Genomic DNA, 22,868 nt, shown 5'->3' on the forward strand with positions numbered 1-22,868 from the left:
ACTCTTGGCAACTACAACTAAGAAAAAGAAAAAATATTTATATGAAGTGGATTTAATGCGAGTTCTCTTTATTGGTGGCGTGTTGTTGAATCATACAACGACTGCTTTTAAAAATAATGTTGGCGATGGTACTGGTAGTCAACTATTTATCGAAGCGACTCACTTGATGCTTCACTTCACAAGAATGGGTTTCATGTTTATGACGGGACTCGTTTTAGTTTTAAATTACTACAATCGTGACAATCATTGGTTAGGTTTTTGGAAGAAACGTTACATTAGCGTTGGAATTCCTTATATAGGCTGGAATGCGATTCTATTATGGTTCTCAACCATTACGGCTGGTGTCGCCATCAGTTGGCCTAATTATTTTCAAAATTTATATGATGCCATAATTCATGGGAATAAATATTACATGTACTACATTCTGGTAACGTTCCAGTTGTATCTACTTTTCCCACTAATAGTTTATATGTTTAAGAAATTGCCAAATCACCACGTTGCTATTTTGGTAGCGAGTGCTTTGATTCAACTATTACTAGTTATTGGTATCAAATATTGGTTACCAGGTGTCGATCGTAGTGGTTGGTGGTATCTCTTTAGAGCTTATGGAATGAATGTTTTAGTTTATCAATTTTATTTTATTGCTGGAGCTTTTGTCGCCATTCATTATGATCAAGTCGACAAGTTTATTGAGAAAAATCATCGAGTAATTGGCTGGTCAACACTAGTTTTAGCTATCGGAACGGTATTGGTATTCTTTGGAAATCAATATATTTTGAAATTAAGTATCAGTGCTACTCAATCAATTCATCAACCATTCATTTTTATCTATGATACGTTCATGATTACTTTTGTTTTCTGGATCGGTCGACAATATGCACATGCTAGACAAAAGAACTTACCGGCTTGGTTAGATCAAATGATTCATAACTTGGCTAAAGTATCCTTTGGGATTTACTTGGTTCAAACGATTCCGATTGCAATCTTGTATGGAATTTTGAGCATCATCAACGTGCCATCATACGTGATGCTACTAATGTTGCCACTTGGATATGCCTTTGTCCTCGGTGGAGCCTTCCTTATCTCATGGTTCTGCTACAAAGTTCCTCCATTTGGAGTTTTGATTGGACGTCCGCAATGGCACCTAACAAAAGGAGCAAAAAAATATGTCAGAAATAACTCAACAATTAAACAAACAGTTAAAGAATAATTTAAATGAAAAAATCATTAAGGATGAAGCACTCAATCAGTGGTTCACCGGTAGTCAAATAAGCGATGATGTCAGGGTTTTGAAGGATACTTTAATCGATCTTCACGTCGGTTTGGGTGATGTCGTGTTGGTTTGTTTAAAAAATTCTGCAGTTTACCCAGTTTTAACGCAAGCACTTTGGGAAGTAGGTGCGGTTATGCATCCAATCGCCGCTACAACGCCGGAAAAGGAATTGCAACAAGAACTTTCTGAACACGACTATGCGGCTTCAATTGTTGGAGAAGATTTAGTCAATGCTGTTTTGGATGACTACATGGCAATCGTAACGGCGCTACATTTAGAAACTTATTCAATTCTCCATATTATTCGTGATCGAAATTTGATGGGACATAACGCCGCTACGCCAGCAGAAGATGATTTGGCTTTGATTATGAATACTTCTGGGACAACGGGTAAACCAAAACGAGTTGGATTAACACATAGGATCTTGAAGAATGCAGTTGAACATGATATTGAAAGTCACAAGCTGACTTCAAAAGATACTACTTTGGTCGTTATGCCAATGTTTCATATCAATGCTCAAGCAATTGTTTTGTTAGCAACTCGTATGTCAGGTGGCAAGATTGTTGTTGCTGAAAAATTCAGTGCTTCTAAATTCTGGAATCAAATTCGAGAAAACGGCGTTACTTGGGTTTCTGTGGTACCGACTATCGTCAATATCTTACTAATTAATCAAAAAGCTTTACAAGCTTATGATACGGATATCCAATTACGCTTTGTCAGATGCTCATCATTTGCTTTACCGCTTGATAAATTAACTGAATTTCAAACTAAATTTCATACCCAAATCCTTGAAGGGTACGGGATGACGGAAACCGCTAGTCAATGTACGATCAATCCTTTTGGGGCTCAAAAAGTTGGTTCGGCTGGAAAAGCTTTTAAGACCAATGTTGCCATTATGAATGATGGACAAATCGTCAAAAAGCCTAATCAGTTAGGTGAGATCGTCGTTTCTGGTGATCACGTTATCAGCGATTACTTAGATCCACATCCTGAATCTTTTAAAGACGGTTGGTTTTTGACTGGTGATCTTGGATATATCGATGAAGACGGTTATTTATTCGTTAAAGGTCGTAAAAAGGATATTATCAATCACGGTGGTGAAAAAGTTGCACCGGCACAAGTTGAAAATGCTATCAGCCAATTGAATTTTGTCAAAGAGGTTTCGGTTATCGGAACTCCTGATAAATTATATGGAGAAGCAGTGACAGCAGTAGTAATCACTCGTGGTCAACAACCAAAAGAATTAGAACGTCAAAAAATCATTGCTCACGCCAAGGCCACTTTAGCTGGTTACGAACAGCCAACTCGGATCGTCTTCGTTAAAGATTATCCACGTAACGCAACTGGAAAGGTAATTCGCTTAAAATTACGTGAGCAAGTTATGTCAAACTTAGTGGAGAATTTCGCATGAATAAACGGAAAAGAAGATTCAAAAAGCTCTTAATCAGTGTGGTCCTATTTTTCTGGGCCGTTGTAGCGCTATACGGATTTAAGCAAACTGATGCGGGTAGTTCATCATCAAGTTTAGAAACGGTCACGATTGGGTATCAAAAGGGTGATCCGTTTGATATTGCTAAGCAACGTGGTGAATTTGTTAAGAAGATGAAGGCTAAAGGTTATAATGTAGTCTTTAAAGAATTCCAAGATGGGAATTCCTTAATGCAAGCATTGAAAGCCGGTAGTGTCGATTATGCTAGAACGGGTGATACACCTCCTGTATCTGCCTTGTCAACAGGTACTAAACTAACTTATGTTGCTGCTGGAGCTTCAAAGGCCAAAGGTTCAGGAATTTTGGTAAGTAAATCTTCAAGTATTTCTTCAATTAAAGATTTGAAAGGTAAGAAGATTGCTTATACTAAAGGAACTAGTTCACAATACATGCTCTTAGCAGCTTTGAAGAAGGCTGGTTTAAGCGCTGATGATGTAACTTGGGTCAATATGGACCAATCCAGTGCTAGTGTAGCTTTCTCTAAAGGAAAGGTTGATGCCTGGGCAACTTGGGATCCATATACCGCTCAAGCTGAAATTAATCAAAATGCTAAATTGTTAGTTGATGGTTCAGGAATTACGAATAATCGCGATTATATCCTTTCAACGCAAAGTTTTGCTAAAGAAAATACTGAAGTGTCGAAGTATCTAATTAAGTACTTACAAGAAGATATGGAATGGGCTAACAACAATCATAGCGAGCTCATAACGATGATGAGTAAATCTCTGAAAGTTTCAAAGAGTGTCGTTAAGAAGTTGGTCAACCGTCGTAGCTTTGGCATTTATGCGATGAACGAAAAATATGCTAAAGAAGAACAAAAAATTGCTGATCTCTTCTATGAAGAAGGATTGATTGAAAATAAAGTAACCATTAATGATTCTGGTGATTATAAGTAGATTTTATAAAGGACGAGTACTTCGTCCTTTTTTTGTTGCCTGTGAAGTATCCTTATAACGATGAAACTATAACAACGTAAATTACATGATATGTCACAGGAAGACTTGGCTAAGAAATTGAATATTTCCCGTCAATCAATCTCGAAGTGGAAGACTGGCTGACTTTGACTGGGGTAATTTTAGTGTCTTCGGTGGTTGTCCCTTATGTTTTGCATGAAGTGCCAGATATTGTTGAAGGGATGCGTGAAGCTGGTTTGGGTATTTAAAAAGAGCTACTTGCCAGATGGGGTTAGTAGCTCTTTTTATGGTTGTGTTCTTATTTTAATAACCAAACTTCCTTAGTTTGATCGTAAACGGGTTGCACAGGGGCAACCCCCTCCGAGATAACAAAATTTCCCAAATCGCCCGCAAGTGTGGCAGACAATTCGTGAAATTACGTTATCCTACGGGAGCTGACCGTCCCTGTTTCACCCTCTAATCATCGTCATCATCCGAAAAGTCTAACATCGGTATCGTCATTGGTGGGAAACCACTGGCTGTTACCATCATGGAAGCCATCGGGCGTAGATAGGATAGTAGGATGCTAGCAGCTTCTGTTTGTAGGATCTGATAGGCTTCGCTTTCTGGGACAGCGCGGTCAACTTTGAAGAAAGCTAGGATTTTCATGTTGATTTTATAAGGTGCATCAGAGTCATCAGGATTAATAAAAACGCTCAAATAGACTGGAACTGGCTCTTGCCAATTGATTTCTAACTCGTCGGGCATTTCGACTAAGGTGCTGATGTCAACGTCGTCAAAGTCGCTGTCAAAATCAAATTGTTCATTGACGTTGAATTCAAACGTTAGAATAGTGGGATCATCAAATTGCAAATACTTATTTGTTGTATTCATGATTTTTCTCCAGTCATTTTTTCTAATATTAGCACTCTCGGAAACAAAAGACACGCTAATTATCACGAGTCTAAATACGATTTAGTTAAATCAAGAGAAACTTAAAAAGCCGTACTAATTGTTTTCATTAGTGCGGCTTTTTTTAAGTAAATTTAAGCTGTTTGCATTTGAGTTTCTTTTTCTCCTAAGATCTCACCGAGAACACGGTCGGCTACGATTCCGATTTGACCAGCGTTACGATTCTTAGGACAAGTTTCTTCATAATAGTTAGTTGAATGTTTCATAACGACGATACGATCAGCCATTCTAGCGGCTTCTTCTACATCATGGGTTACTAAAATAGTTGTTAGATTTTGCTTTTCACAGACTGAAAGGATTAAATCTTGCATCTTTCTTCTTGTTAAAGCATCCAAGGCACCTAGTGGTTCATCCAGAAGTAAAACTTCCGGATTGGTCATCAAGGCTCGAGCTAAGGCGACTCTTTGTTTTTGACCACCGGATAATTGATTAGGGAAGTGGTCGGCATAATCGCCTAATTCAACTAATTCCAAGAGTTCTTGAGCATGCGCTTTAGTATTTTTATCTTTGGAACCAAAGGATAAATTGTCTAAAACGTTCATCCAGGGAAGTAATCTATCTTCTTGGAACATCATTCGCATAATTGATTTCGAATTGTCACCATTGACTTTAATTGAACCAGTGGTTGGTTTTTCGAGACCAGCGATTAATCGTAGTAGGGTACTTTTACCGCCACCACTCATTCCGACTAAGGCGATGAATTCACCCTTGTTAATATCGAGTGAGACGTTTTGTAGAGCAGTTAAATCTTGATACATTTTATTGACATTTTTAATTTGGATCATTTCTTCTGACATTAAGCATTACTCCTTCCAGTTGTTTGCCATTCGAGTAAGAGACTTTCAAAACTCTTGGCGACGAGATCAGAAATTTTACCGAGCACAGCATAGACAACGATACATAAAATCACAGTTTCCATATCCATGAAATCTTCGGCGTTATTAGCCATATAACCGATACCAGAACTAGCAGAGATTGTTTCAGCAACGATCAAAGTAGTCCACATCACACCTAAAGCGTAACGAATACCGACGAGGATTTGAGGAAGTGCGGCTGGAAAAATTATTTTGAAAAACATTTGGCGTTTAGATAATTCATAGGATTCACCCATTTCAATCAAGTCAGGGTCGACGGAACTGATACCGTGGAAAGTGTTGATATAAACGGGGAACATTGTTCCGATAGCTACCAAAGAAATCTTGGCAGACTCATTGATACCTAACCATAAAATAATTAAGGGAATAAGGGCTAAATGAGGGATATTACGGAACATTTGAATCGATGAATCGAATAATAGTCGACAAGTTTTGGACATTCCGTTGATGAAACCGAGGATAAAACCGATTCCACCACCGATCAAAAGTCCTAAAGTTGCCCGGTAAAGACTAATACTGAGATTTTTAGGTAATTCGCCTGACTGGGTCAACTTAATTCCGTCTTGCAGAACTGCTAAAGGTGATGGCAAAACGGAACTGGATAACCAACCAAGAGAGCTAGCAACTTGCCAAAACAACACTAGGATAATCGGTATTAAGAACGGCAAAAGCTTCGTTACAGGCAGACGTAACGCCTTTTTCTCAGGTAAAGTTACAGAATTTTGCATCGGCTAGGCCTCCTTTAATTGTTGAGTCACTTCTTGAGCTAGAAGTGTACGTTGAATTTTTCCAGTCGCATTCTTAGGTAATTGATCGCTAAAAATGTATTTAGTTGGACGTTCAACAGGTAATAATTGCTCATTTGCTAGTTCATTCAACAATGCAAGTTGGTGTCGATGATCACGGCTGATTTCGTTAGGGACGATCACAGCGGTGACAGTTTCACCATAAATTTTATCGGGAATCCCGACAACGGCCATTTCACGGACAAATTTTAAAACGTTCAAGCAATATTCGACGGCTAGTGGATTGACATTCTCACCACCACGGATGATCATTTCCTTACTACGACCAGAAATTGTTAGATAACCATTTTCGTCGATTGAACCGAGGTCACCAGTTAGAAGATAACCGTCATAGAAAGCCTCTGGTTGAGGATCAAGATAGTGAGTAATTACGCTATCACCTTTGATAGCAATCTCACCAATGGTATTTAAAGCAACTTCGTGATGTTCACTATCAAGAATTTTCATTTCAGTTCCAACTGGTTTGCCGACAGTATTTTGAATTGGTTTATCAAGCGGATTTTGAGCAATTTGACTAGCAGCTTCGGTCATACCGTAACTTTCGATTAAGGGTACGCTGAAGCGGCGGTTAAATTCTTCATGGGTGCTAGGCAAAAGTGGAGCGGATGCTGTTCGTAGGAAACGTAAATTATTGTCGGTTGCTGGTTGTTCATCACGTTGTAATAAAATTGCGATAATAGCTGGGGTGAGTGACACCCAACTTACCATTTCACTACTGACTTCTTTCCAAAAGAGGTGAGCACTAAATTTTGGCCTGAAGAGCAATTGTCCATGAGAAACGCGAGTAGCCAAGTTGGAGATGACCATGGCGTTGATGTGGAACATTGGCATCAGGATGAAGGTGGAATCGTCACTAGTTAAATTCTGACTCTCAACTACGTGGAAAGCTCCAGCCAACAGTTGCTTATGAGTTAAACCGACCCGTTTTGGTTTACCAGTTGTTCCAGAAGTATGCATGATAACGGCCAGTTGTGAATCGATTGGTTTTTCAGGAAGATGGGCAATATGTTTGTTACGAATGAAGATTTGAACTTCAGGTTCGTGCAAAGTTGTCAGTCTCGGTTGATTGGTAAAAGTATCACCAAGCACAGTCAACTCTTGAACCTCAGCGTTTAAAACAATTGCGGCATAATGATATTGATCTTCCAATTCACTAATTTGAATTTCCGTAGTAGCAGGATTGATCGGGTGAACGATAGCTCCGATTTCCCAAAGACTTTGAGTAACTAAGGAATAAGTAACCGAGTTAGTAAGAGCCACTAAAACCACATCATTGTGACCAATACCCTTGTTTTCCCAGTAATTTTTCCAAACAGTTTCTTCTAAGTTAAGTTCACTGCCGGTGTACCAATGCTGTTTAGCATCCTGCATAAGAGAACGATTTGCGCCGTTAAGTAGTTGTTGTTTTAATCTATCTGTAAGTTCTGACATATCACCAAGACCTTTCACTTGTTTGATTGAATAAATCTAGTTTACAAGCAAGAAGGGAATGGAACTACTGAGGTTTGGTAAGGTTTAGATAAGATTTTCTTAGAAAGAGCGTGGAGCAGGCCCGCTTAGGAATCGGGCAGATAGCCTAGCTTCACGAATTATCCGCGTACTTTGCGGATGATTTGGGAAGCGTAGCTATATGTTGAGTCCTGGCCTGCTCCACGCGTTTATGCTGCAAGTTTAGGACATAGAAAAAGGGAGCACCAACCCAAAAACCGTTATAAAAGAAAGAACGGAAATAAGTAACAAAAAAATCCTAACTATAAGATATCGAGAAAAAAGAAGATACTTTCTCAAATCACCCTACAAAAAAAGAAGCCGCACCAACGAAAACATCATTAGTACAGCTCCATTATTTATTATTAAACGTATCAATCAATCCCATCAAAACAAACCCTAAACACACAACCATGCGGCTGATTATCCAAAATCGCAATCTCAGCATTATTCAATTTGACCAATTGCGAAACAATCGACAATCCTAAACCGCTACCTTGGATCTCACTAGAATGAGAAGTGTCGACCCGATAAAATCTTTGAAAGACCAATTTCTTCTGATCATCAGCAATGCCAAATCCCAAGTCCTTAACGCACAAATGAATTTTATCATTCACTCGCTGTAAACTAAGGGTAATTGGCGATTTATCATCAGAATATTTATTAGCGTTGTCCAAAAGAGCCACTAAAATCTGCTTCAAAGTATCACTATCGCCTAAAACATGGATATCTGGCTCAATTTCTAAATTGACTTGGTGAGGCAAAGAACTCTGATAATGCTCACCAATAGATTGCGTGATGGCTGATAAGTTCACATCCGCTAAAACTAATTTGGCCCGATCGGCTCGAGATAAATGCAACAGATTCTCAATCAAGTTCTGCATCCGTAATGATTCTTCATCGATGAAATCTAGCGATTCAGGGATGACCTCAGGATGCTTCTTACCGTGACGCTTAATTAAATTGATATTGCCTCGAACGGCTGCAATTGGGGTCCGCAATTCATGTGAAGCATTGGAAACGAAATCTTTTTCACGCTGCAGACGTTCATTTTGAGTCGTCAACAAGTCATTGAAGGCAATTCCTAATTCGTTGATTTCTTGTGGGCTGTCGGGAACCTTCAAGGTAGGCTGGTCGACCTCGGAATCTTTGATCGTATTGCGCGTTTCCTTAACTAATTGAATCGTTGGCGCACTCATTTTCTCGGCCAAACGTTGAGCCCACCAGGTACCAAAGCCTAGTGTCACGAAGACGACAATGCTGATGATTATTAATAACAAAATTAAACTATTGATCAGACGGTTCATACTGACCCAGATTTGATAAGTCGTATCTTCGTCTTTCTGTGAATAAAACAAGAAAAATCCATAGCCATTAACGTAAACTACGTGATCGAAGAGGCTGAATTTTTTTTGAGCAATAAATTTTTTCGAGGCACTGGAAGTCATGATGACTTGTCCACCACGACCGGAAGTAGCTGTAATAGAAGAACTACTCGATTTTACCCGAATGACAGTATCTTGCTTGGAATGACGATTATTTTGACTACTCCAGTGAATGAAACTAGGGATATCGTCGATATTAGCTCGATTCAAACTCATCATCTGACCTTCAGCTTCACGAGTTGTCATGAGCGTTTGTTGAATACCAACGATAATCAAGATCAAAGCACTGATTGATAAAGTAATGATAATAACTAATTTTTTAATACCTTGGTTAATTAATTCTTGATACGAAAGTGGTTTTTTAGCCATTATTCCGTCACATCCTCAAGTGAGTAACCGACCCCTCGAATAGTTTGAATCAGCGGTTTATTTTCTTTGCCGTCAATTTTACTACGTAAGTAGCCGACATAAACATCGACGACGTTTTGTTGCCCGAGAAAATCTTCTCCCCAAACGTTGTCTAATAACTCATCACGTGTAAAGACTTGCCCGACATGTTGTAAAAAAAACAACAAGAGATCGTATTCACGTCGAGTTAACTGGATATTTTCATCCTTTCGAAAGACTTGGTGAGATTTAGTATTCAAAGTTAAATCAGCAATTTTGTACGTTTGTTCTGGCTCAGTCATATGTTCCATTCTTCTTTGAATAACTCGAACTCTAGCCAATAATTCCTCAATTTCAAAAGGTTTAGTAATGTAATCGTCAGCTCCATTATCAAGACCGGCAACTTTATCACCAACATAGTCACGAGCAGTCATAACAATAACAGGAACTTGATCATGCTTACGAATTCTTCTTAAAACTTCCATACCATCGAGTTTAGGCAACATCCAGTCGAGCAAGATCAGGAGTAACTCGTTTTGGTATTTTTCATACATATCTAAAGCTTCAACCCCGTCATTAGCAATAACGACATCAAAATCCTCAAACTGAAGCTCTTTACCGACATAACTTGAAAGACTACGTTCATCTTCAACAATTAAAATTGTGTTTTTCATACTACAAATCTCCCAAAAAAGCGTTTTATACAATTATAGTAGCAAATCTTCCTTAATTCTAACTAAAAACTTTCTAATGCGTAATAATTACTAATTGTGTTACACTACTGAATGTACTAAAGAAGGATGACTCAAATGGAAAAAGCAATTGAAATTCTCAAAAAAAATAATTATAAGGTAACTAAACAAAGGACAGACCTGATTGGTTACCTAAAAAACTTTACGATTCACTATGTAGCAATCAGTGACATTGCCAATTATATGCGCTCATTGTATCCAGGAATGAGCAACAACACGATTTATCGGAATTTAAAAGAGTTCGCTGATATCGGTTTAGTCGAGTATCAGGAAAAAAATAAAACGCTGGTCAAGTATCAATGTGATTTTGCCCACCGTCACCACCATCATTTTGTCTGTAAGAATTGCGGCCGAGTAACAGAACTAAAAGCTTGTCCAATGGAGTTCTTCTCAGATCAATTACCAGGATACACAATTGAGGGACATGCAATCGAGGTTTATGGTTTGTGTGCTAATTGTGCTAAGAAGTTGAAAAAAGAAACTGCTGACTTATAGTTGGCAGTTTTTTGTTCCGGGCTAAAATAACGGATCTATTGAATATTTGCTTTCCTTTTAGTTAAGGATAGTAAGTTCTATTCAAAGTGATGTTTTCTAACAGAATTGAATAACAAAAATAAAGAAGCAGTATTAATGAGAAATATCATTATGAACTGCTTCTTTATTTTGTTGCGGAAGACGGCATCAAACCACCACTCAAACTATAGAACAACACCATCCCAAATTTAGTGATTCAATTTATAATTCTTGTATCCCAACCCAATAAAGTAAGCAATCACTTCGTAAGTTGCGATGAAAAATGTTACTGGCCAGTTAGTGATGAAAGCTAAGTATAAACCTAGCCAAACGCCACTTAACGCTAAACCAACTGAAACCAGAATCATCTTAGGAACTGAATGAACCAAATACTTAGCAGTGGCTGCCGGTAAAGTTAGTAAAACAAAGACTAACAAGGAACCGACGATTTGGGCGCCGATGCTGACACTGAGTGCTAGAGTTACTAAGAAGATCACTGACAATAAACGAGTCTTTAGTCCGCTGGCTAAGGCACCAATATGGTCAAACGAATCAAAAGCTAGCGGTTTGTAAAAGATGATAAAGATAACAATGACAAAGATTGCCAAAATCAGTAATTGTTGAACTTCCTTGCTACTGATACCAACAATGCTTCCGAATAAAATATTGGTAGCGTAGCTACTTGATTTAGAAGAAAGGGATAAAAAGAGAATTCCTAATCCAATAAATAATGATGACATGGCACTGATCGAAGCTTCTCTTCGAGACGATTCATTGCTGAGACTACCTACGGCAATGGAACTGACGATAGTAAATAAAATCATTCCCGCTAAGGGGGAGATGCCAATGAAAATTCCGAAAGAAGCTCCGGCAAAGCCTATTTCTGATAAAGTGTGCGATAAAAATGACATATTTCTTGAAACTACGAAAACGCCGACTAAACCAGCGGTGATTGCGATAAAAGTACTGGCGATGAAGGCCTGGCGCATGAATTCAAATTGAAGCATTTTAAGCCTCCATGTTAAACATATTTTTAGAAACGTCAGTGACGTTGATTTCTTTTAAAGTCTTATTCTCAAAGAGTAGGGCTTTTTTGGTATATTTCTTAGTTAAATCATAATCATGAGTGATGAAAATTACTGTTAAGTGTTCTCTTTGATTAAGATCAGCGACTAGATCCATTAACTGTAACTTTACTTCCACGTCAAGACTGGCAGTTGATTCGTCCAATATCAAAATTTTTGGATCATTCAAAAGTGCTTGAGCTAGATAGGCTTTTTGCTTTTCACCACCAGAAGCTAAGCCTAATGGCCGGTCTTTTAAAGCAGTTAAACCGGTTTTTTGGAGGATAGTTTGAATTTTTTGATTCTGTTCTTGGCGCTTAGAAAAGTTCAGAGTGAATTTATTATTTAAACGGATAAATTGTTCGATGCTTAATGGATAGTCGTTGTCAATATTTCGAAATTGTGGAACGTATCCGATGGCGTGATGGGACATTTGCAAGTTTCCTGAAGTCGGCTTTTCCAAACCCATCATGATCTTAACTAAAGTCGTCTTGCCAGATCCGTTGGGACCGATCAGACTGACGAATTCGCCATCGGAAATCTCGAAATTTAAATTTGAGAAGACTAGTTGGTCGCCAAATGATTTGCTTAATTGTTGCGCTTGAATCATGTTATTCACCTTGTAAAATTTTTTCTAAATCTTGGTATTGAGAGAGCATCCATTGCTTGTAAGTCTTACCTTTTGGCAATGTTTCAGTAACTTTGAGAACAGGGATGTCGTTTTTCTCAGCTTTTTGAACGAGGTTATTGATAACTTTGTTGTCAGTTTGTGAATTGAGGACGAAGAAGGCTACCTTCTTGTTCTTGAGACCATTGTTCATCTTCTGAATTACTTGTGGAGTAGGGTCGGTACCATTTTCAATCGCCTTTTCAAAACTCTTGTTAGCGACTTTATAACCGATAGCGTTTAATGAATAGTCGAAAACGGGTTCGCTGACATAGACGGAATTGTTATCACGCTTGGCAGTTTCTTTTAACTTGCTTAATTGTTTTTGGACCGGTTTAAGAGTATCAATATATTTTTGAGCATTCTTTTCAAAGTAGGCCTTATTTTTAGGTTGTTTCTTAGCTAATTGTTTAGCGAGATACTTAGCATATTTAGGCATGGTTTGAGGTTCGTACCAAATGTGAGGATTGTCACCCATTTTTTTGTGCATGACATTTTCACCAATTTTAATGAAAGTACTGTTATCATCTTGATTTAATTTATTCATCCAAGAATCATAACCTAATCCGTTGGCAACGGTGATATCAGCTGTACTGACTTTTTTAGCAATATTGGTAGTTGGTTCATAGTCATGTGGATCGACGTTAGGATTGTCGATGATAGAAGAAACAGTCCCTTTATTGCCAACGACGGCTTTAGCAACTTCACCGTAAAAATCAGTAGTCGTAACGATCTGTAACTTAGAGGACTTTTTGGTATGAGCGGAACAACCAGTTAAAAAGACGACAAAGAGTAGCAGAATTGTAATGAAACGTGCTTTTTTTGAAAACATAATAATCTCCCTTAATGATAAATAATACTATTCAATCATAAAGTAACTATCCAAAAATGTAAATGATAAAATTTACTATTTGATTATAAATATAAAAAAACTGCATTGCAAGAATGCAGTTCTTATAGGAAATTATCGTTATTGGTTATTTTGAACATATTTAGCTAATGCTTCAATATGCATTTTAATTTCATCACGAGCCTCACGAAAATCATCCATTATTTCTTCTTCACTGCCAGTGCTGAGAGCGGGATCTTGAATTGGCCAGTGCAACCAGCGACTGTTTTGAGGAATGATGCACTTATCACGAGCCTCACCGCATAAAGTAACTACAACTGTTGCATTTTGCATGAACTCGTCATTAATTACTTTGGAAGTCTGGTTGGAAATGTCAATGCCATCTTCAGCCATGATCTTTACAGCGTAAGGATTAACGCCATCAGCTCTGATACCGGCACTTTGAATATTCCAGTTAGGTAAATACTTTTTAGCATACCCTTCAGCGATTTGACTCCGACAGGAGTTTCCAGAACATAGAAAATAAATACTATAATTACTCATTGTTTTTTATTCCTAATTTAATTTGGCATTCTGGACATAATCCATAAACTTCCATGTGATTACCGGAAATCATGTAGCCAGAAATTTCAGCCGTTTTTTGTTCGAGATTTTTTTCAGTGTCGCTAAAACCAGGATACGTAACGTCTACTATCCGACCACAGTTCGTACAAATGGCGTGATAGTGGGGTGTTCCAAAATAATCGTAGTGGGTACTTCCGTCACCATTTTGTAACTCCACGACTAAATGATGGTCAACGAAAGTATTAAGGGTATTATAAATCGTAGATGCTCCCATATTTGGAAGCTCTTTGCCTAGAGCGTCACGAATTATTTCCACAGTTGGGTGGTTATGATGGCTAACTAGATAGGCCAAAATAATGTGGCGTTGTGGTGTAACTCGTAGTTTATGATCTTTTAAGATTTGCAATGTTTCTTCCATTACTGCATTACTAGCCATGAGTGTTCTTCCTTTCTACTTAGGAATCATTACAATGTAATTATATTACTAAAGGTCAAGTATTTACAATAAAAGCTATTTAAAAAGTTGGAACCGTTTTATTGAGGGCTGAAGGTTTACTTTTCTGAAAATAAGGATTACTATGTATTCGTTAATAAGTAAGAACCATTCCAATGTGATACATACAATTAAGGAGTGAGTACCATGCCTAAAGCAAAGAAAAAACAAAGTTTAGCGGAAAAAATCAATGTTATGCGTGCCAGTGTTATGGGTGCCAATGATGGAATCATTTCTATCGCCGGTATCGTTATTGGTGTTGCCAGTGCCCAGAGTAACAATCATGCGATATTTTTATCAGGTATTGCTGGGATGTTAGCCGGAACGGTTTCAATGGCTATGGGTGAATGGGTTTCTGTAAGTACCCAACGTGATACTGAAAAGCGTGCAATTGAAAAAGAATCAGCTAAATTAGATGGTCATTATGACGATGAATTTAGTTTCATTCGTGATAAGTATCATGCAACCGGTATTTCGAAAGAATTAGCAACACAAGCTACTACTGAAATGTTACAAGATGATCCAATAAATGTTGCTGTTCGTGAAAGATATGGTTTTAATCCTAAGGAACAAACAAGTGCCATCGCGGCGGCCATGGCTTCAATGATTTCGTTCCCAACTGGATCAATTTTGCCATTAGTTTCAATCACTATGTTCCCTCAAAGTATCAAAATGATTGCGACTGTGATTGCGGTCATTATCGCCTTGACGATTACTGGTTATGCAGCTGCTACTTTGGGCGGTGCTAATCGTGGTAAAGCTGTGATTAGAAATGTTGTCTCAGGATTATTGACAATGTTTGTAACTTATCTGATTGGATCATTATTCGCACATTAGTGGGAGGGAAAGATTATGAAAACTATGACAATGTCTAAACCAAAGAAACAAAAAAAGACGATGGCTGAACGTTCGAATACCCTTCGGGCTGGTGTGTTAGGATCTAACGATGGAATTCTAACTGTCGTTGGGGTTTTGTTCTCAGTTGCCGTTGCTACAACAAATACTTTTACTATTTTTATTGCCGGCTTGTCTGACTTACTTGCATGTGCTTTTTCAATGGCTTCAGGTGAATATGCCTCAGTTAGCTCTCAAAAAGATACTGAAAGAGCTGCGATTGAAAAAGAACGTGAACTGATCAAAAGTGATTTTCAATCTGAATTGGATGTCGTAGCTGACTATTACGTTGATCGTGGTGTCACGAAAGAAACATCTTATAAGATTGCTAAGGAATTAATGGACCAGGATGCTTTAGGAACCGTCGTTAGAGTCAAGTATGATTTACAACTAGGACATTATATGAGTCCTTGGGATGCAGCTTTTTCATCATTAGTATCTGCATCTGCCGGTGGGATTTTCCCGTTAGTTGCCATGACTTTATTACCATCTGCTATCAAATGGCCAGGAACAATTTTAGCAGTTACTTTATCAGTCGGTTTGACTGGCTTTCTCAGTGCTAAATTAGGTGATGGTCTAGTAAAGACCGCAATTATTAGAAATATCATTGTCGGTTTGATTACCATGGCTATTCACTATTCAGTTGGTTTAATGCTTTAAAAAACAACAAATATGATATAAAAAATATCGTAGGGGTTTCTTTTCCTTACGATATTTTTTTGTTTAAAATGTGAATAATTCTATAATAGGGGTAGAAAAGATTTCAGGGGGGAAAAATGGGAAAGAGGATAGTGCAACTATTTTTTATTCTAACGATGATTACGGGCTTAGTTAGAATTAATTCAATTAGGGCTGCCACAGTAACGACGGCAAATTTTTCCGATTACACCGTCTCCAATGATTCTTATCAAGCAAAGATTAACTTTCAGTTATCTGGCGAAGGAAATCAGCTGATTTTGTATTCACCGGATTCGAAAAACCTTGATTTGACTAGTTTGAAGGAACAATTGGGGAATGAAAATGTAGTCGTCGGCAATAATGGCCAAATATTAGTGAATTTGAAACAAAAAATGTCGAATAATGATTCGGGTACTTTTTATAAAAATCGTTAATTGAGAAAACACGGTAATTTATTGCCGTGATGAATCAATGATTTATGCGATTTTAGGCGTTTCTACAAACGTATGTTCCCCTAATGTGATATAATTACGATACCAAATCATGGGAGGGGGTTCATATGGTCTTAAAGGGTATTAAATTACGCATCTATCCAAATGATTACCAAAAGGAACTGATTGAATATAACTTTGGCGCTAATCGTTTCGTTTGGAATAATATGTTAGACATGATGATCAAACGTCATGAAAATAATCCTGATTTGAAATCTTTGAAAGCATTTGATTTGAATTATATTTTAACAACTTTCAAAAAAGAACACAGGTGGTTAAAGAAAGCTGAAAGCACTAGCTTACAAGTTTCTAATAAAGACTTATTTGAAGCCTACAAGGGATTCTTTAGTAAGAAGCGTAAATTTCCACGGTTCAAAAGTAAGAAGTTCCCAAAACAAAGTTATCAATGTAAATTTGTTAATAATAATATTGAAATTATCGATAATTCTTACATTAAATTGCCTAAACTTGGAGTAATGAAGTATAAGAACAAGAAGGCTATCCCTAGTATTATCAAGTATGTAACGATTCGTAAATCATCTACTAACAGGTATTACGCCGTTTTAACAGTTGATGAAGAAACTGTTAAATTGCCAAAAACCAATAATGTTGTTGGTCTTGATATGGGAGTCTCAGACTTAGTTATCTGTTCAGATGGAGATAAGTATAAAACTATCCGTTTTGATAAGAAACTTGCTAAAAATAAACATTATTGGGAAAAACGATTAGCTAGAAGACGTGCTCAAGCTTTAAAGGATATCCAAAGAAAGAAGAAGTACGGTCTAGTAGACCCTAAGCCCTTAGAACAATACTCAAATTACATGAAAGCTAAACTTATGGTAGCTAAGTATAGTGAGAAGATAGCTAATCAAAGAAAAGACTATCTCCATAAAATAACTCGTGAATTAGTTGGAAATAATGATTTGATTGTTATTGAGGATTTGAAAACCAAAAATCTTCTTGGTAATCATAAACTATCACGTGCTATTGCTAATCAATCATGGAGAGCATTAAGACTAATGCTTGAATACAAATGTGAATGGTATGGAAAACAATTTTTAGTTGTTAATCCTTTTAAAACTAGTCAAATCTGTTCTAACTGTGGTTACGATGACGGTAAACATGGTTTGAGTATAAGAGAATGGGATTGTCCTAATTGCGGTATTCATCATGATCGTGATATCAATGCAAGTAAAAACATATTGAATAATGGCATGGAACAAGCCTTAGTAAAATAGTTCTAGCCTCTACCGACCGGTTGAAATACTAGTTGGCAAGTATGGAATGTTCCTAGAAGCTCGGTACTTTAGTGCCGATGTAGTTCACAAATTTGAAGCTGGAGGGAAAGTTTTAGTTTCATCAATTTTGTATTTCGTTGTCGGTAACGATCTAAAATTAACCGTTCCGAGTTTGATTGATTTTGGAACTCACAAGCCATCAGATTATGAAAAAGGATTCGAGAGTTCACCGACGGTTACTGGTGAATTATCGATTTTTGATGGTCGTAATGGGGATGGAACTGCTCATTATAATGGTAATTTGCAACTTTTGGCTTCGGCTAGTGATTTTGTTAATGATAAAGGCCATCAATTAAACGCTAGTTTGCTTTGGAATGGTCAGAGTATTTCAAATAATGAAAATAAAGTAGGGGAATTAGTTCCACCAACTGCCAGTGATCCAGCGTTTAAGGATTTTACTGAAGATGTTAAGAATGATTTGAAGCTATTAGTTCCTAAAAATACAGCGACTGAAAGTGGAAAGTATTCAAGTACCGTTACTTGGACTTTACAGGATACTTTGCAGTAAAATAGATAATTATTAACATTAAAATAGGCCAAGGTAATCGTGTTTTGATTGCCTTGGCCTATTGTTTTTGGTGTAGTTTTGTTTTTTTAAAAGTGTAATTCTATTTGGGAATAACCATGGTTCTATGCGATATAGTCAAAACGCGTTCCATGCTCTACTTCTAAAACGCGTTCCACAGGCCAGGACTTGGACATATAGCTACGCTTCCCAAATTATCCGCAAAGTGCGCGGACAATTCGTGAAGCTAGGCTATCTGCCAAGTCCTAAGCGGGCCTGTTCCACACTCTACATATATTTCTCGAGTTCCATTCTGAACTTCTCTTCTGGTTGATAACCAACCATTCTACCAACAACATTACCGTCTTTTTTAACGATAAATGTAGGGATTCCTTGGATTCCGAAGTTATTTGGAGTTTCGGGGTTCTTGTCAACGTTCATGGATGTGAACTTGATCTTGTCACCTAATTCGTCTTTTGATGATAACTTCTCCAAAATAGGGTTCATCATTTTACATGGAGGACACCAGTCAGCGTTAAAGTCGGTGATTACGAGTCCTGAATTTGTTTCGTCATTGTATGTCTTGTCTGATAATTCTGTAATATTAGCCATCATTCAAGCTCCTTCTCAATTTCTATAAAAATAATATACCCCCTAGGGTAAATTAAATCAACTATTTTGTTTTCTCAGCAATCACACAATTAATAAAGCAATAATTTGCGACCCGGTACCCGCATAGGTATAATAGTAAAAAGAATTCAACTTGGGAGGCAAGTTATGACACAAACACCCGAAGAAGTAGCCAGCAAAAAAATTACCAGTCGACTTAAACGTTCACGTGGACAACTCGACGCCGTTTTAAGAATGATGGATGAAGGCAAGCCTTGTAACGAAGTATTAATGCAATTGTCTGCCGTTAAATCAAGTGTCGACAAAGCAATGAAACTCGTCATTGCTCAGAATATTCGTAAAAATTCCAATTGTACCAGCGAAAAACAATTAGCAGAATTGCAAGAATCATTGGATTTAATGCTAAAGACTAAATAGAATTAATTAGATTGTGCTTATTTCTGAAGTTTGGTTAGTGGTTAATGCCGTCTTCCGCAACAGCTCTGGGAAATGACTGGAACGCTCTGGACACGACTTGAAGCCTTTTTCAAAACCGAAAAAAGTCTCCAAGCTCGGTCTTCTTGTAAATGCTAAAGCATTAACAAGAATTTCAGAGCTGAGCATTTCCCAGAGCTGTTACTCCAGACTAGATTTTGGATTTTTGCAGTTATTCCTGTAAATTTTGAAATGGATACGTTATATGTTGATACTTTAATTTTCCCCGAATTTTCTAAAAATCCAACTTTTGTCTTATTTCAAAAAGATTCTTGATGCTATAATAATCACCAAAGAGAGGCGATTAGAATGATTCGGTTTGGAAAGAAGATCAATTTGAGACCATTATTAATTGGTTTGATTGTGGCCTTTATCCCTGGCAGTTTCTTCTATGCGTTTTTTGGTGCCTGGATGGGTCTATTCGTTGGACTTTGTTTCTTTGCAGCAATTTTTATTTATTATTACATCAATTCACCAAAAGTCTTCAATTATTGGCAATTCGATGGTGAGAATGTTGAATATTATGATATGTCAAATTCTTGGAAGCGTGCTTTGATGATTTTATTCCCACATTTTGTCAAAATGGATTCAATATCAAAAGAAGAGATTAAGTCGGTAAAAGTATTGGGAGACATGAATGAAATAAAGAAATTGCCATCAATGGTGCCAGTTTCTAATGCTTACAATATTTTCTCAGCGCAAATGTCGATGATGAAAAATCCATTAGCTATTAAGATTACTACGATCGATGGTAAGGTTATTAACCTAGATATTTCTCGTGATTACACTTATGACAAGGATAAGACGACGCAAAGTGTCGATAATTTCTTGAGTGATGTTAAAATTTCATAATTTAATCAAAATAAAGAAGCCGTACTAGTGAAAATATCATTAGTCGGCTTTTTGTTTTGGACTTTTTAGTTATTTTTTAGGATGAAACTCGGTAACGTATAAACGGTTGGTAGTTATTAATAAATAAATTATGCGAATCATTTTTGAGTGTAACTGACTCAAAGCTCGATTCTTAGTGGTATTTGCTTTGGCAGTTAGTTTTTGTTCGAAGTCGTTTTTGAAGACTGGATCTGTTTGCGCGAGTGTATTGATTATTTCTTTTAGATAGTAAGTTGCGGTTCTGTTTTTTTTGGAATATGAAGATAATTGAGAATCGTTATTAAATCGTGCAATCTCGCCAACCTCACCTAAAAAGCCAGCCGCGTAAACCGGTTTGACACCAGGAAAAGATGCAAATAATTTATGATTTGGATTCAGAATCTATGCCAATAAATAATTTCATAAAATTTTCCTCTCTTTATTCATACATTTTGAAAACTAGCCCCAAATTGTCTTTAAAACGTGCTATATTGTCTTATGGTAAACGATTTCAGAATTTATTCAAAAGGGATGATGGATAATGGACGAAGTACCAAAAACAGTTACGAATATTAGTTGGTTTGAAGGAGAGGTCATTACAGTTGATTTTGATCGCTCTGTTGAGTTTGACCCTAAGCAGTATTCAGAGTTGACTAAATTAGGTCGTTGGATTGATTCCGATGACTTATCAAAGTTTTATTTAGTCAGAAAATCAGATTCGGTTTTCCCAGATGATGTTATCAACAAAGTTTTGGGTAAGCTCAGTCTCAACGGCTACGAATTGATTCACCGGTACGTAGCATACGCATAGAACAAAATTCCGACCAATTATGGCAGTTGGTCGGAATTTGCATTTTATACAAATGTCACGAAATCTTCATCCCAAATATTTTCAAAAAATGAAATCGTATCTTCAGCGGTCATATAATTATTGTCGAAGGTAGTTGTGGCATCATGCTTCAGTTGAATTTTATACCCTAAATTGTGAGCTACGGTAATTGTAGTGTTACAACAGTATTCAGTTTGGGCACCACAAATTTCAATGGTTTTGATATTTTTCTCTTGTAAATTTTTTTGAAGGTCAGTGTGATAGAAGGCGTCATAGTGAGTTTTATTTAACTTGAGGTCTTCTTTTTTTGCGTCCAAATTTTTGGTCAATTGCCATAAATCACTATTCAAAACCAAATTCTTATCGTGATGTTGAATAAAAATGATTGGTAAATTCTCTTCTCGGTAAAGTGTGATACGCCGATTGATTCGATTAATAAGATCATTGAAGTTGTAGCTGTATCGAAGTGCTTTTTGCATGTCGATTACAATAAGTGTATCTGCCAATTTTGCCATCAAATCACATCCTTTAAAAATTTCCTCAACTTGAGATTAACATTAAGCTGATGCCAATGAAAGCGATGTTATTACGATATGTCTTTATTTTAAAATTTGTCATGGAATCGCTTTTGTATTTATAATAAGTGATAATAAATTTTAAGGTAGAAACTATGAAAAAATTAAAAGTGTTTTCAATAATTTTAGGAATCTTACTCGTGATTGTTTTAGCAGTCGGGGGAGTCTTCGCTTATCGAACGCAGGATGCCTTGAATTCTTTGAATACAAACAAAAATAGTGTTTCGAAAAAAATTAAACAAGGCAAGCCATTTTCAGTTTTGTTACTGGGGGCTGATACAGGGGCTGATGGTCGAGTTGATCGTGGTAATTCTGACACGATGATGCTGTTGACCTTTAATCCTAAAAAGCAGCAAACTGTAGCATATTCAATTCCACGTGATTCTCTGGCTGAAATGGTCGGTGACAAAGAAAAGAATGTCCAAAAGATTAATGCGGCCTATAATATTGGGCTATCACCCATGGCTAAGAAAACTGTCGGCAGTCTATTAGGCGTACCTGTCGATTATCATGTGGCAATCAATATGGACGCTTTAAAGAAGACCGTTGATTTTGTCGGCGGGGTGACCGTTACAAGTGACTTAAAAGTCTCTTTTGATGGTGTGACGATTCCTAAAGGAACTCATCATCTCAATGGTAAGCAAGCTCTTACTTATGCGCGGATGCGTTATCAAGATCCACGTGGAGATTACGGTCGACAAATTAGACAGCAACAAATTTTAAAAGCTGTAGCTAAAAAACTAGAAACACCGAAGTATTTAGTTAAAATTCCAGATTTGATCAAGACTTTGAAGAACGACATCAATACTGATTTAACAGCCAAAGAAATCGATGAAATAGTTTTGAAGTATCATTCAAGTTCAAAGAATATGGACTTCAATCAACTTCAAGGAAAAACTGCTTGGATCAATGATAGTTCTTATCAAATTTTACCAACCGATACGATGCAAAGAGCTTCAAATAATTTACGAGATAATTTAGGTTTGAGTAATCAAACTTTGAATAATACCGAGACTAAATTGAATGCGAAGAATGAAGACTTCTTTAATGATGAAGATAGTACGGATTATGATACTTTCGGTTTAGATACGACTTACTATACTGATAGCACTTATTAAAAAAAGGCGACCCCCACGGCGGGTCGCCCTTTTTT

General features: G+C 37.1%; 27 protein-coding genes and 1 pseudogene. 14 read left to right on the forward strand and 14 right to left on the reverse strand.

Annotation, left to right across the window (positions count from 1 at the left end; translation table 11 throughout):
• Window positions 1-4: 4 nt before the first annotated feature.
• From U8521_RS04260 to U8521_RS04275, 4 genes and pseudogenes are all read left to right on the forward strand, one after another.
• Window positions 5-1,210, forward strand: coding sequence for an acyltransferase (locus U8521_RS04260; protein WP_334351968.1), 1,206 nt, complete (start codon window positions 5-7; stop codon window positions 1,208-1,210).
• Window positions 1,167-2,684 (forward strand): AMP-binding protein, encoded by a 1,518-nt coding sequence (locus U8521_RS04265; protein WP_334351969.1) that lies wholly within the window; start codon window positions 1,167-1,169, stop codon window positions 2,682-2,684. Before U8521_RS04260 ends, U8521_RS04265 begins: the two co-directional genes overlap by 44 nt.
• Window positions 2,681-3,658 carry an aliphatic sulfonate ABC transporter substrate-binding protein gene (locus U8521_RS04270; RefSeq protein WP_334351970.1) on the forward strand — a complete coding sequence of 326 codons (978 nt, stop codon included), beginning with the start codon at window positions 2,681-2,683 and terminating at the stop codon, window positions 3,656-3,658. The genes U8521_RS04265 and U8521_RS04270 overlap by 4 nt, the downstream gene beginning before the upstream one ends.
• 87 nt (window positions 3,659-3,745) lie before the next feature.
• Window positions 3,746-3,820: pseudogene (locus U8521_RS04275) on the forward strand (helix-turn-helix domain-containing protein); the annotation flags it as partial.
• Between the two features lie 312 nt (window positions 3,821-4,132).
• Here the strand turns inward: U8521_RS04275 and U8521_RS04280 are convergent.
• From U8521_RS04280 to U8521_RS04305, 6 genes are all read right to left on the reverse strand, one after another.
• Window positions 4,133-4,549, reverse strand: a complete 417-nt coding sequence (locus U8521_RS04280; protein WP_334333661.1) for a protein-export chaperone SecB — start codon at window positions 4,547-4,549, stop codon at window positions 4,133-4,135.
• 152 nt (window positions 4,550-4,701) lie between these two features.
• On the reverse strand, window positions 4,702-5,424 hold the full coding sequence (locus U8521_RS04285; RefSeq protein WP_334333660.1) for an ABC transporter ATP-binding protein: 723 nt from the start codon (window positions 5,422-5,424) through the stop codon (window positions 4,702-4,704).
• Window positions 5,424-6,230 carry an ABC transporter permease subunit gene (locus U8521_RS04290; protein ID WP_334351971.1) on the reverse strand — a complete coding sequence of 269 codons (807 nt, stop codon included), beginning with the start codon at window positions 6,228-6,230 and terminating at the stop codon, window positions 5,424-5,426. The genes U8521_RS04285 and U8521_RS04290 overlap by 1 nt, the downstream gene beginning before the upstream one ends.
• 3 nt (window positions 6,231-6,233) lie before the next feature.
• Window positions 6,234-7,739: an AMP-binding protein gene (locus tag U8521_RS04295; protein ID WP_334351972.1), complete on the reverse strand. Its 1,506-nt coding sequence runs from the start codon at window positions 7,737-7,739 to the stop codon at window positions 6,234-6,236.
• A 431-nt stretch (window positions 7,740-8,170) separates the two neighbouring features.
• Window positions 8,171-9,550, reverse strand: coding sequence for an ATP-binding protein (locus U8521_RS04300; protein ID WP_334351973.1), 1,380 nt, complete (start codon window positions 9,548-9,550; stop codon window positions 8,171-8,173).
• Window positions 9,550-10,242: a response regulator transcription factor gene (locus tag U8521_RS04305; protein WP_334351974.1), complete on the reverse strand. Its 693-nt coding sequence runs from the start codon at window positions 10,240-10,242 to the stop codon at window positions 9,550-9,552. The genes U8521_RS04300 and U8521_RS04305 overlap by 1 nt, the downstream gene beginning before the upstream one ends.
• Window positions 10,243-10,377: 135 nt before the next feature.
• On the opposite strand from U8521_RS04305, the gene U8521_RS04310 reads away from it, so the two are divergent.
• The gene (locus U8521_RS04310; protein WP_135371942.1) at window positions 10,378-10,815 is read left to right on the forward strand and encodes a Fur family transcriptional regulator; all 438 of its coding nucleotides are present in this window, start codon (window positions 10,378-10,380) and stop codon (window positions 10,813-10,815) included.
• Window positions 10,816-11,042: 227 nt separating this feature from the next.
• On the opposite strand, the gene U8521_RS04315 is transcribed toward U8521_RS04310, so the two are convergent.
• From U8521_RS04315 to U8521_RS04335, 5 genes are all read right to left on the reverse strand, one after another.
• Window positions 11,043-11,840 (reverse strand): metal ABC transporter permease, encoded by a 798-nt coding sequence (locus tag U8521_RS04315; RefSeq protein ID WP_334351975.1) that lies wholly within the window; start codon window positions 11,838-11,840, stop codon window positions 11,043-11,045.
• A gap of 1 nt (window position 11,841) precedes the next feature.
• Window positions 11,842-12,507, reverse strand: coding sequence for an ATP-binding cassette domain-containing protein (locus U8521_RS04320; RefSeq protein ID WP_334351976.1), 666 nt, complete (start codon window positions 12,505-12,507; stop codon window positions 11,842-11,844).
• A 1-nt stretch (window position 12,508) separates the two neighbouring features.
• Entirely contained in the window at window positions 12,509-13,396 is an 888-nt protein-coding gene (locus U8521_RS04325) for a metal ABC transporter solute-binding protein (RefSeq protein ID WP_334351977.1), read from the reverse strand.
• Window positions 13,397-13,534: 138 nt separating this feature from the next.
• Window positions 13,535-13,957, reverse strand: a complete 423-nt coding sequence (arsC, locus tag U8521_RS04330) for an arsenate reductase (thioredoxin) (protein ID WP_334333652.1) — start codon at window positions 13,955-13,957, stop codon at window positions 13,535-13,537.
• On the reverse strand, window positions 13,950-14,414 hold the full coding sequence (locus tag U8521_RS04335; RefSeq protein ID WP_135371932.1) for a Fur family transcriptional regulator: 465 nt from the start codon (window positions 14,412-14,414) through the stop codon (window positions 13,950-13,952). Before U8521_RS04335 ends, arsC begins: the two co-directional genes overlap by 8 nt.
• A gap of 204 nt (window positions 14,415-14,618) precedes the next feature.
• Here U8521_RS04335 and U8521_RS04340 point away from each other — a divergent pair, with 204 nt between their 5' ends.
• The 5 genes from U8521_RS04340 (at window position 14,619) to U8521_RS04360 (ending at window position 18,340) form a co-directional block, all read left to right on the forward strand.
• Window positions 14,619-15,308, forward strand: coding sequence for a VIT1/CCC1 transporter family protein (locus U8521_RS04340; RefSeq protein WP_334333651.1), 690 nt, complete (start codon window positions 14,619-14,621; stop codon window positions 15,306-15,308).
• 15 nt (window positions 15,309-15,323) lie between these two features.
• Complete coding sequence (locus U8521_RS04345) at window positions 15,324-16,025, forward strand: VIT1/CCC1 transporter family protein (RefSeq protein WP_334333650.1); 702 nt, start codon at window positions 15,324-15,326, stop codon at window positions 16,023-16,025.
• A 116-nt stretch (window positions 16,026-16,141) separates the two neighbouring features.
• Window positions 16,142-16,477: a hypothetical protein gene (locus U8521_RS04350; protein ID WP_334351978.1), complete on the forward strand. Its 336-nt coding sequence runs from the start codon at window positions 16,142-16,144 to the stop codon at window positions 16,475-16,477.
• Window positions 16,478-16,602: 125 nt separating this feature from the next.
• The gene (locus tag U8521_RS04355; protein WP_334351979.1) at window positions 16,603-17,772 is read left to right on the forward strand and encodes an RNA-guided endonuclease TnpB family protein; all 1,170 of its coding nucleotides are present in this window, start codon (window positions 16,603-16,605) and stop codon (window positions 17,770-17,772) included.
• A gap of 46 nt (window positions 17,773-17,818) precedes the next feature.
• Window positions 17,819-18,340 carry a WxL domain-containing protein gene (locus U8521_RS04360; protein ID WP_334332005.1) on the forward strand — a complete coding sequence of 174 codons (522 nt, stop codon included), beginning with the start codon at window positions 17,819-17,821 and terminating at the stop codon, window positions 18,338-18,340.
• A 285-nt stretch (window positions 18,341-18,625) separates the two neighbouring features.
• On the opposite strand, the gene U8521_RS04365 is transcribed toward U8521_RS04360, so the two are convergent.
• Window positions 18,626-18,952 carry a thioredoxin family protein gene (locus U8521_RS04365; RefSeq protein ID WP_334332006.1) on the reverse strand — a complete coding sequence of 109 codons (327 nt, stop codon included), beginning with the start codon at window positions 18,950-18,952 and terminating at the stop codon, window positions 18,626-18,628.
• Between the two features lie 162 nt (window positions 18,953-19,114).
• On the opposite strand from U8521_RS04365, the gene U8521_RS04370 reads away from it, so the two are divergent.
• Window positions 19,115-19,384 carry a metal-sensing transcriptional repressor gene (locus tag U8521_RS04370; RefSeq protein ID WP_334332007.1) on the forward strand — a complete coding sequence of 90 codons (270 nt, stop codon included), beginning with the start codon at window positions 19,115-19,117 and terminating at the stop codon, window positions 19,382-19,384.
• A gap of 366 nt (window positions 19,385-19,750) precedes the next feature.
• Entirely contained in the window at window positions 19,751-20,293 is a 543-nt protein-coding gene (locus U8521_RS04375) for a TVP38/TMEM64 family protein (protein ID WP_334351980.1), read from the forward strand.
• 69 nt (window positions 20,294-20,362) lie between these two features.
• Here U8521_RS04375 and U8521_RS12750 read toward each other — a convergent pair whose 3' ends face one another.
• Window positions 20,363-20,713, reverse strand: coding sequence for a transposase (locus U8521_RS12750; RefSeq protein ID WP_442886121.1), 351 nt, complete (start codon window positions 20,711-20,713; stop codon window positions 20,363-20,365).
• Between the two features lie 139 nt (window positions 20,714-20,852).
• On the opposite strand from U8521_RS12750, the gene U8521_RS04380 reads away from it, so the two are divergent.
• Window positions 20,853-21,122 carry a hypothetical protein gene (locus U8521_RS04380; protein ID WP_334332009.1) on the forward strand — a complete coding sequence of 90 codons (270 nt, stop codon included), beginning with the start codon at window positions 20,853-20,855 and terminating at the stop codon, window positions 21,120-21,122.
• Window positions 21,123-21,166: 44 nt separating this feature from the next.
• On the opposite strand, the gene U8521_RS04385 is transcribed toward U8521_RS04380, so the two are convergent.
• Window positions 21,167-21,655 carry a cysteine hydrolase family protein gene (locus U8521_RS04385; RefSeq protein ID WP_334332010.1) on the reverse strand — a complete coding sequence of 163 codons (489 nt, stop codon included), beginning with the start codon at window positions 21,653-21,655 and terminating at the stop codon, window positions 21,167-21,169.
• A 155-nt stretch (window positions 21,656-21,810) separates the two neighbouring features.
• On the opposite strand from U8521_RS04385, the gene U8521_RS04390 reads away from it, so the two are divergent.
• Window positions 21,811-22,833, forward strand: coding sequence for an LCP family protein (locus U8521_RS04390; protein WP_334332011.1), 1,023 nt, complete (start codon window positions 21,811-21,813; stop codon window positions 22,831-22,833).
• Window positions 22,834-22,868 lie beyond the last annotated feature (35 nt).

This window comes from Companilactobacillus miaonis (assembly GCF_036913615.1).
Taxonomy (GTDB): Bacteria; Bacillota; Bacilli; order Lactobacillales; family Lactobacillaceae; genus Companilactobacillus.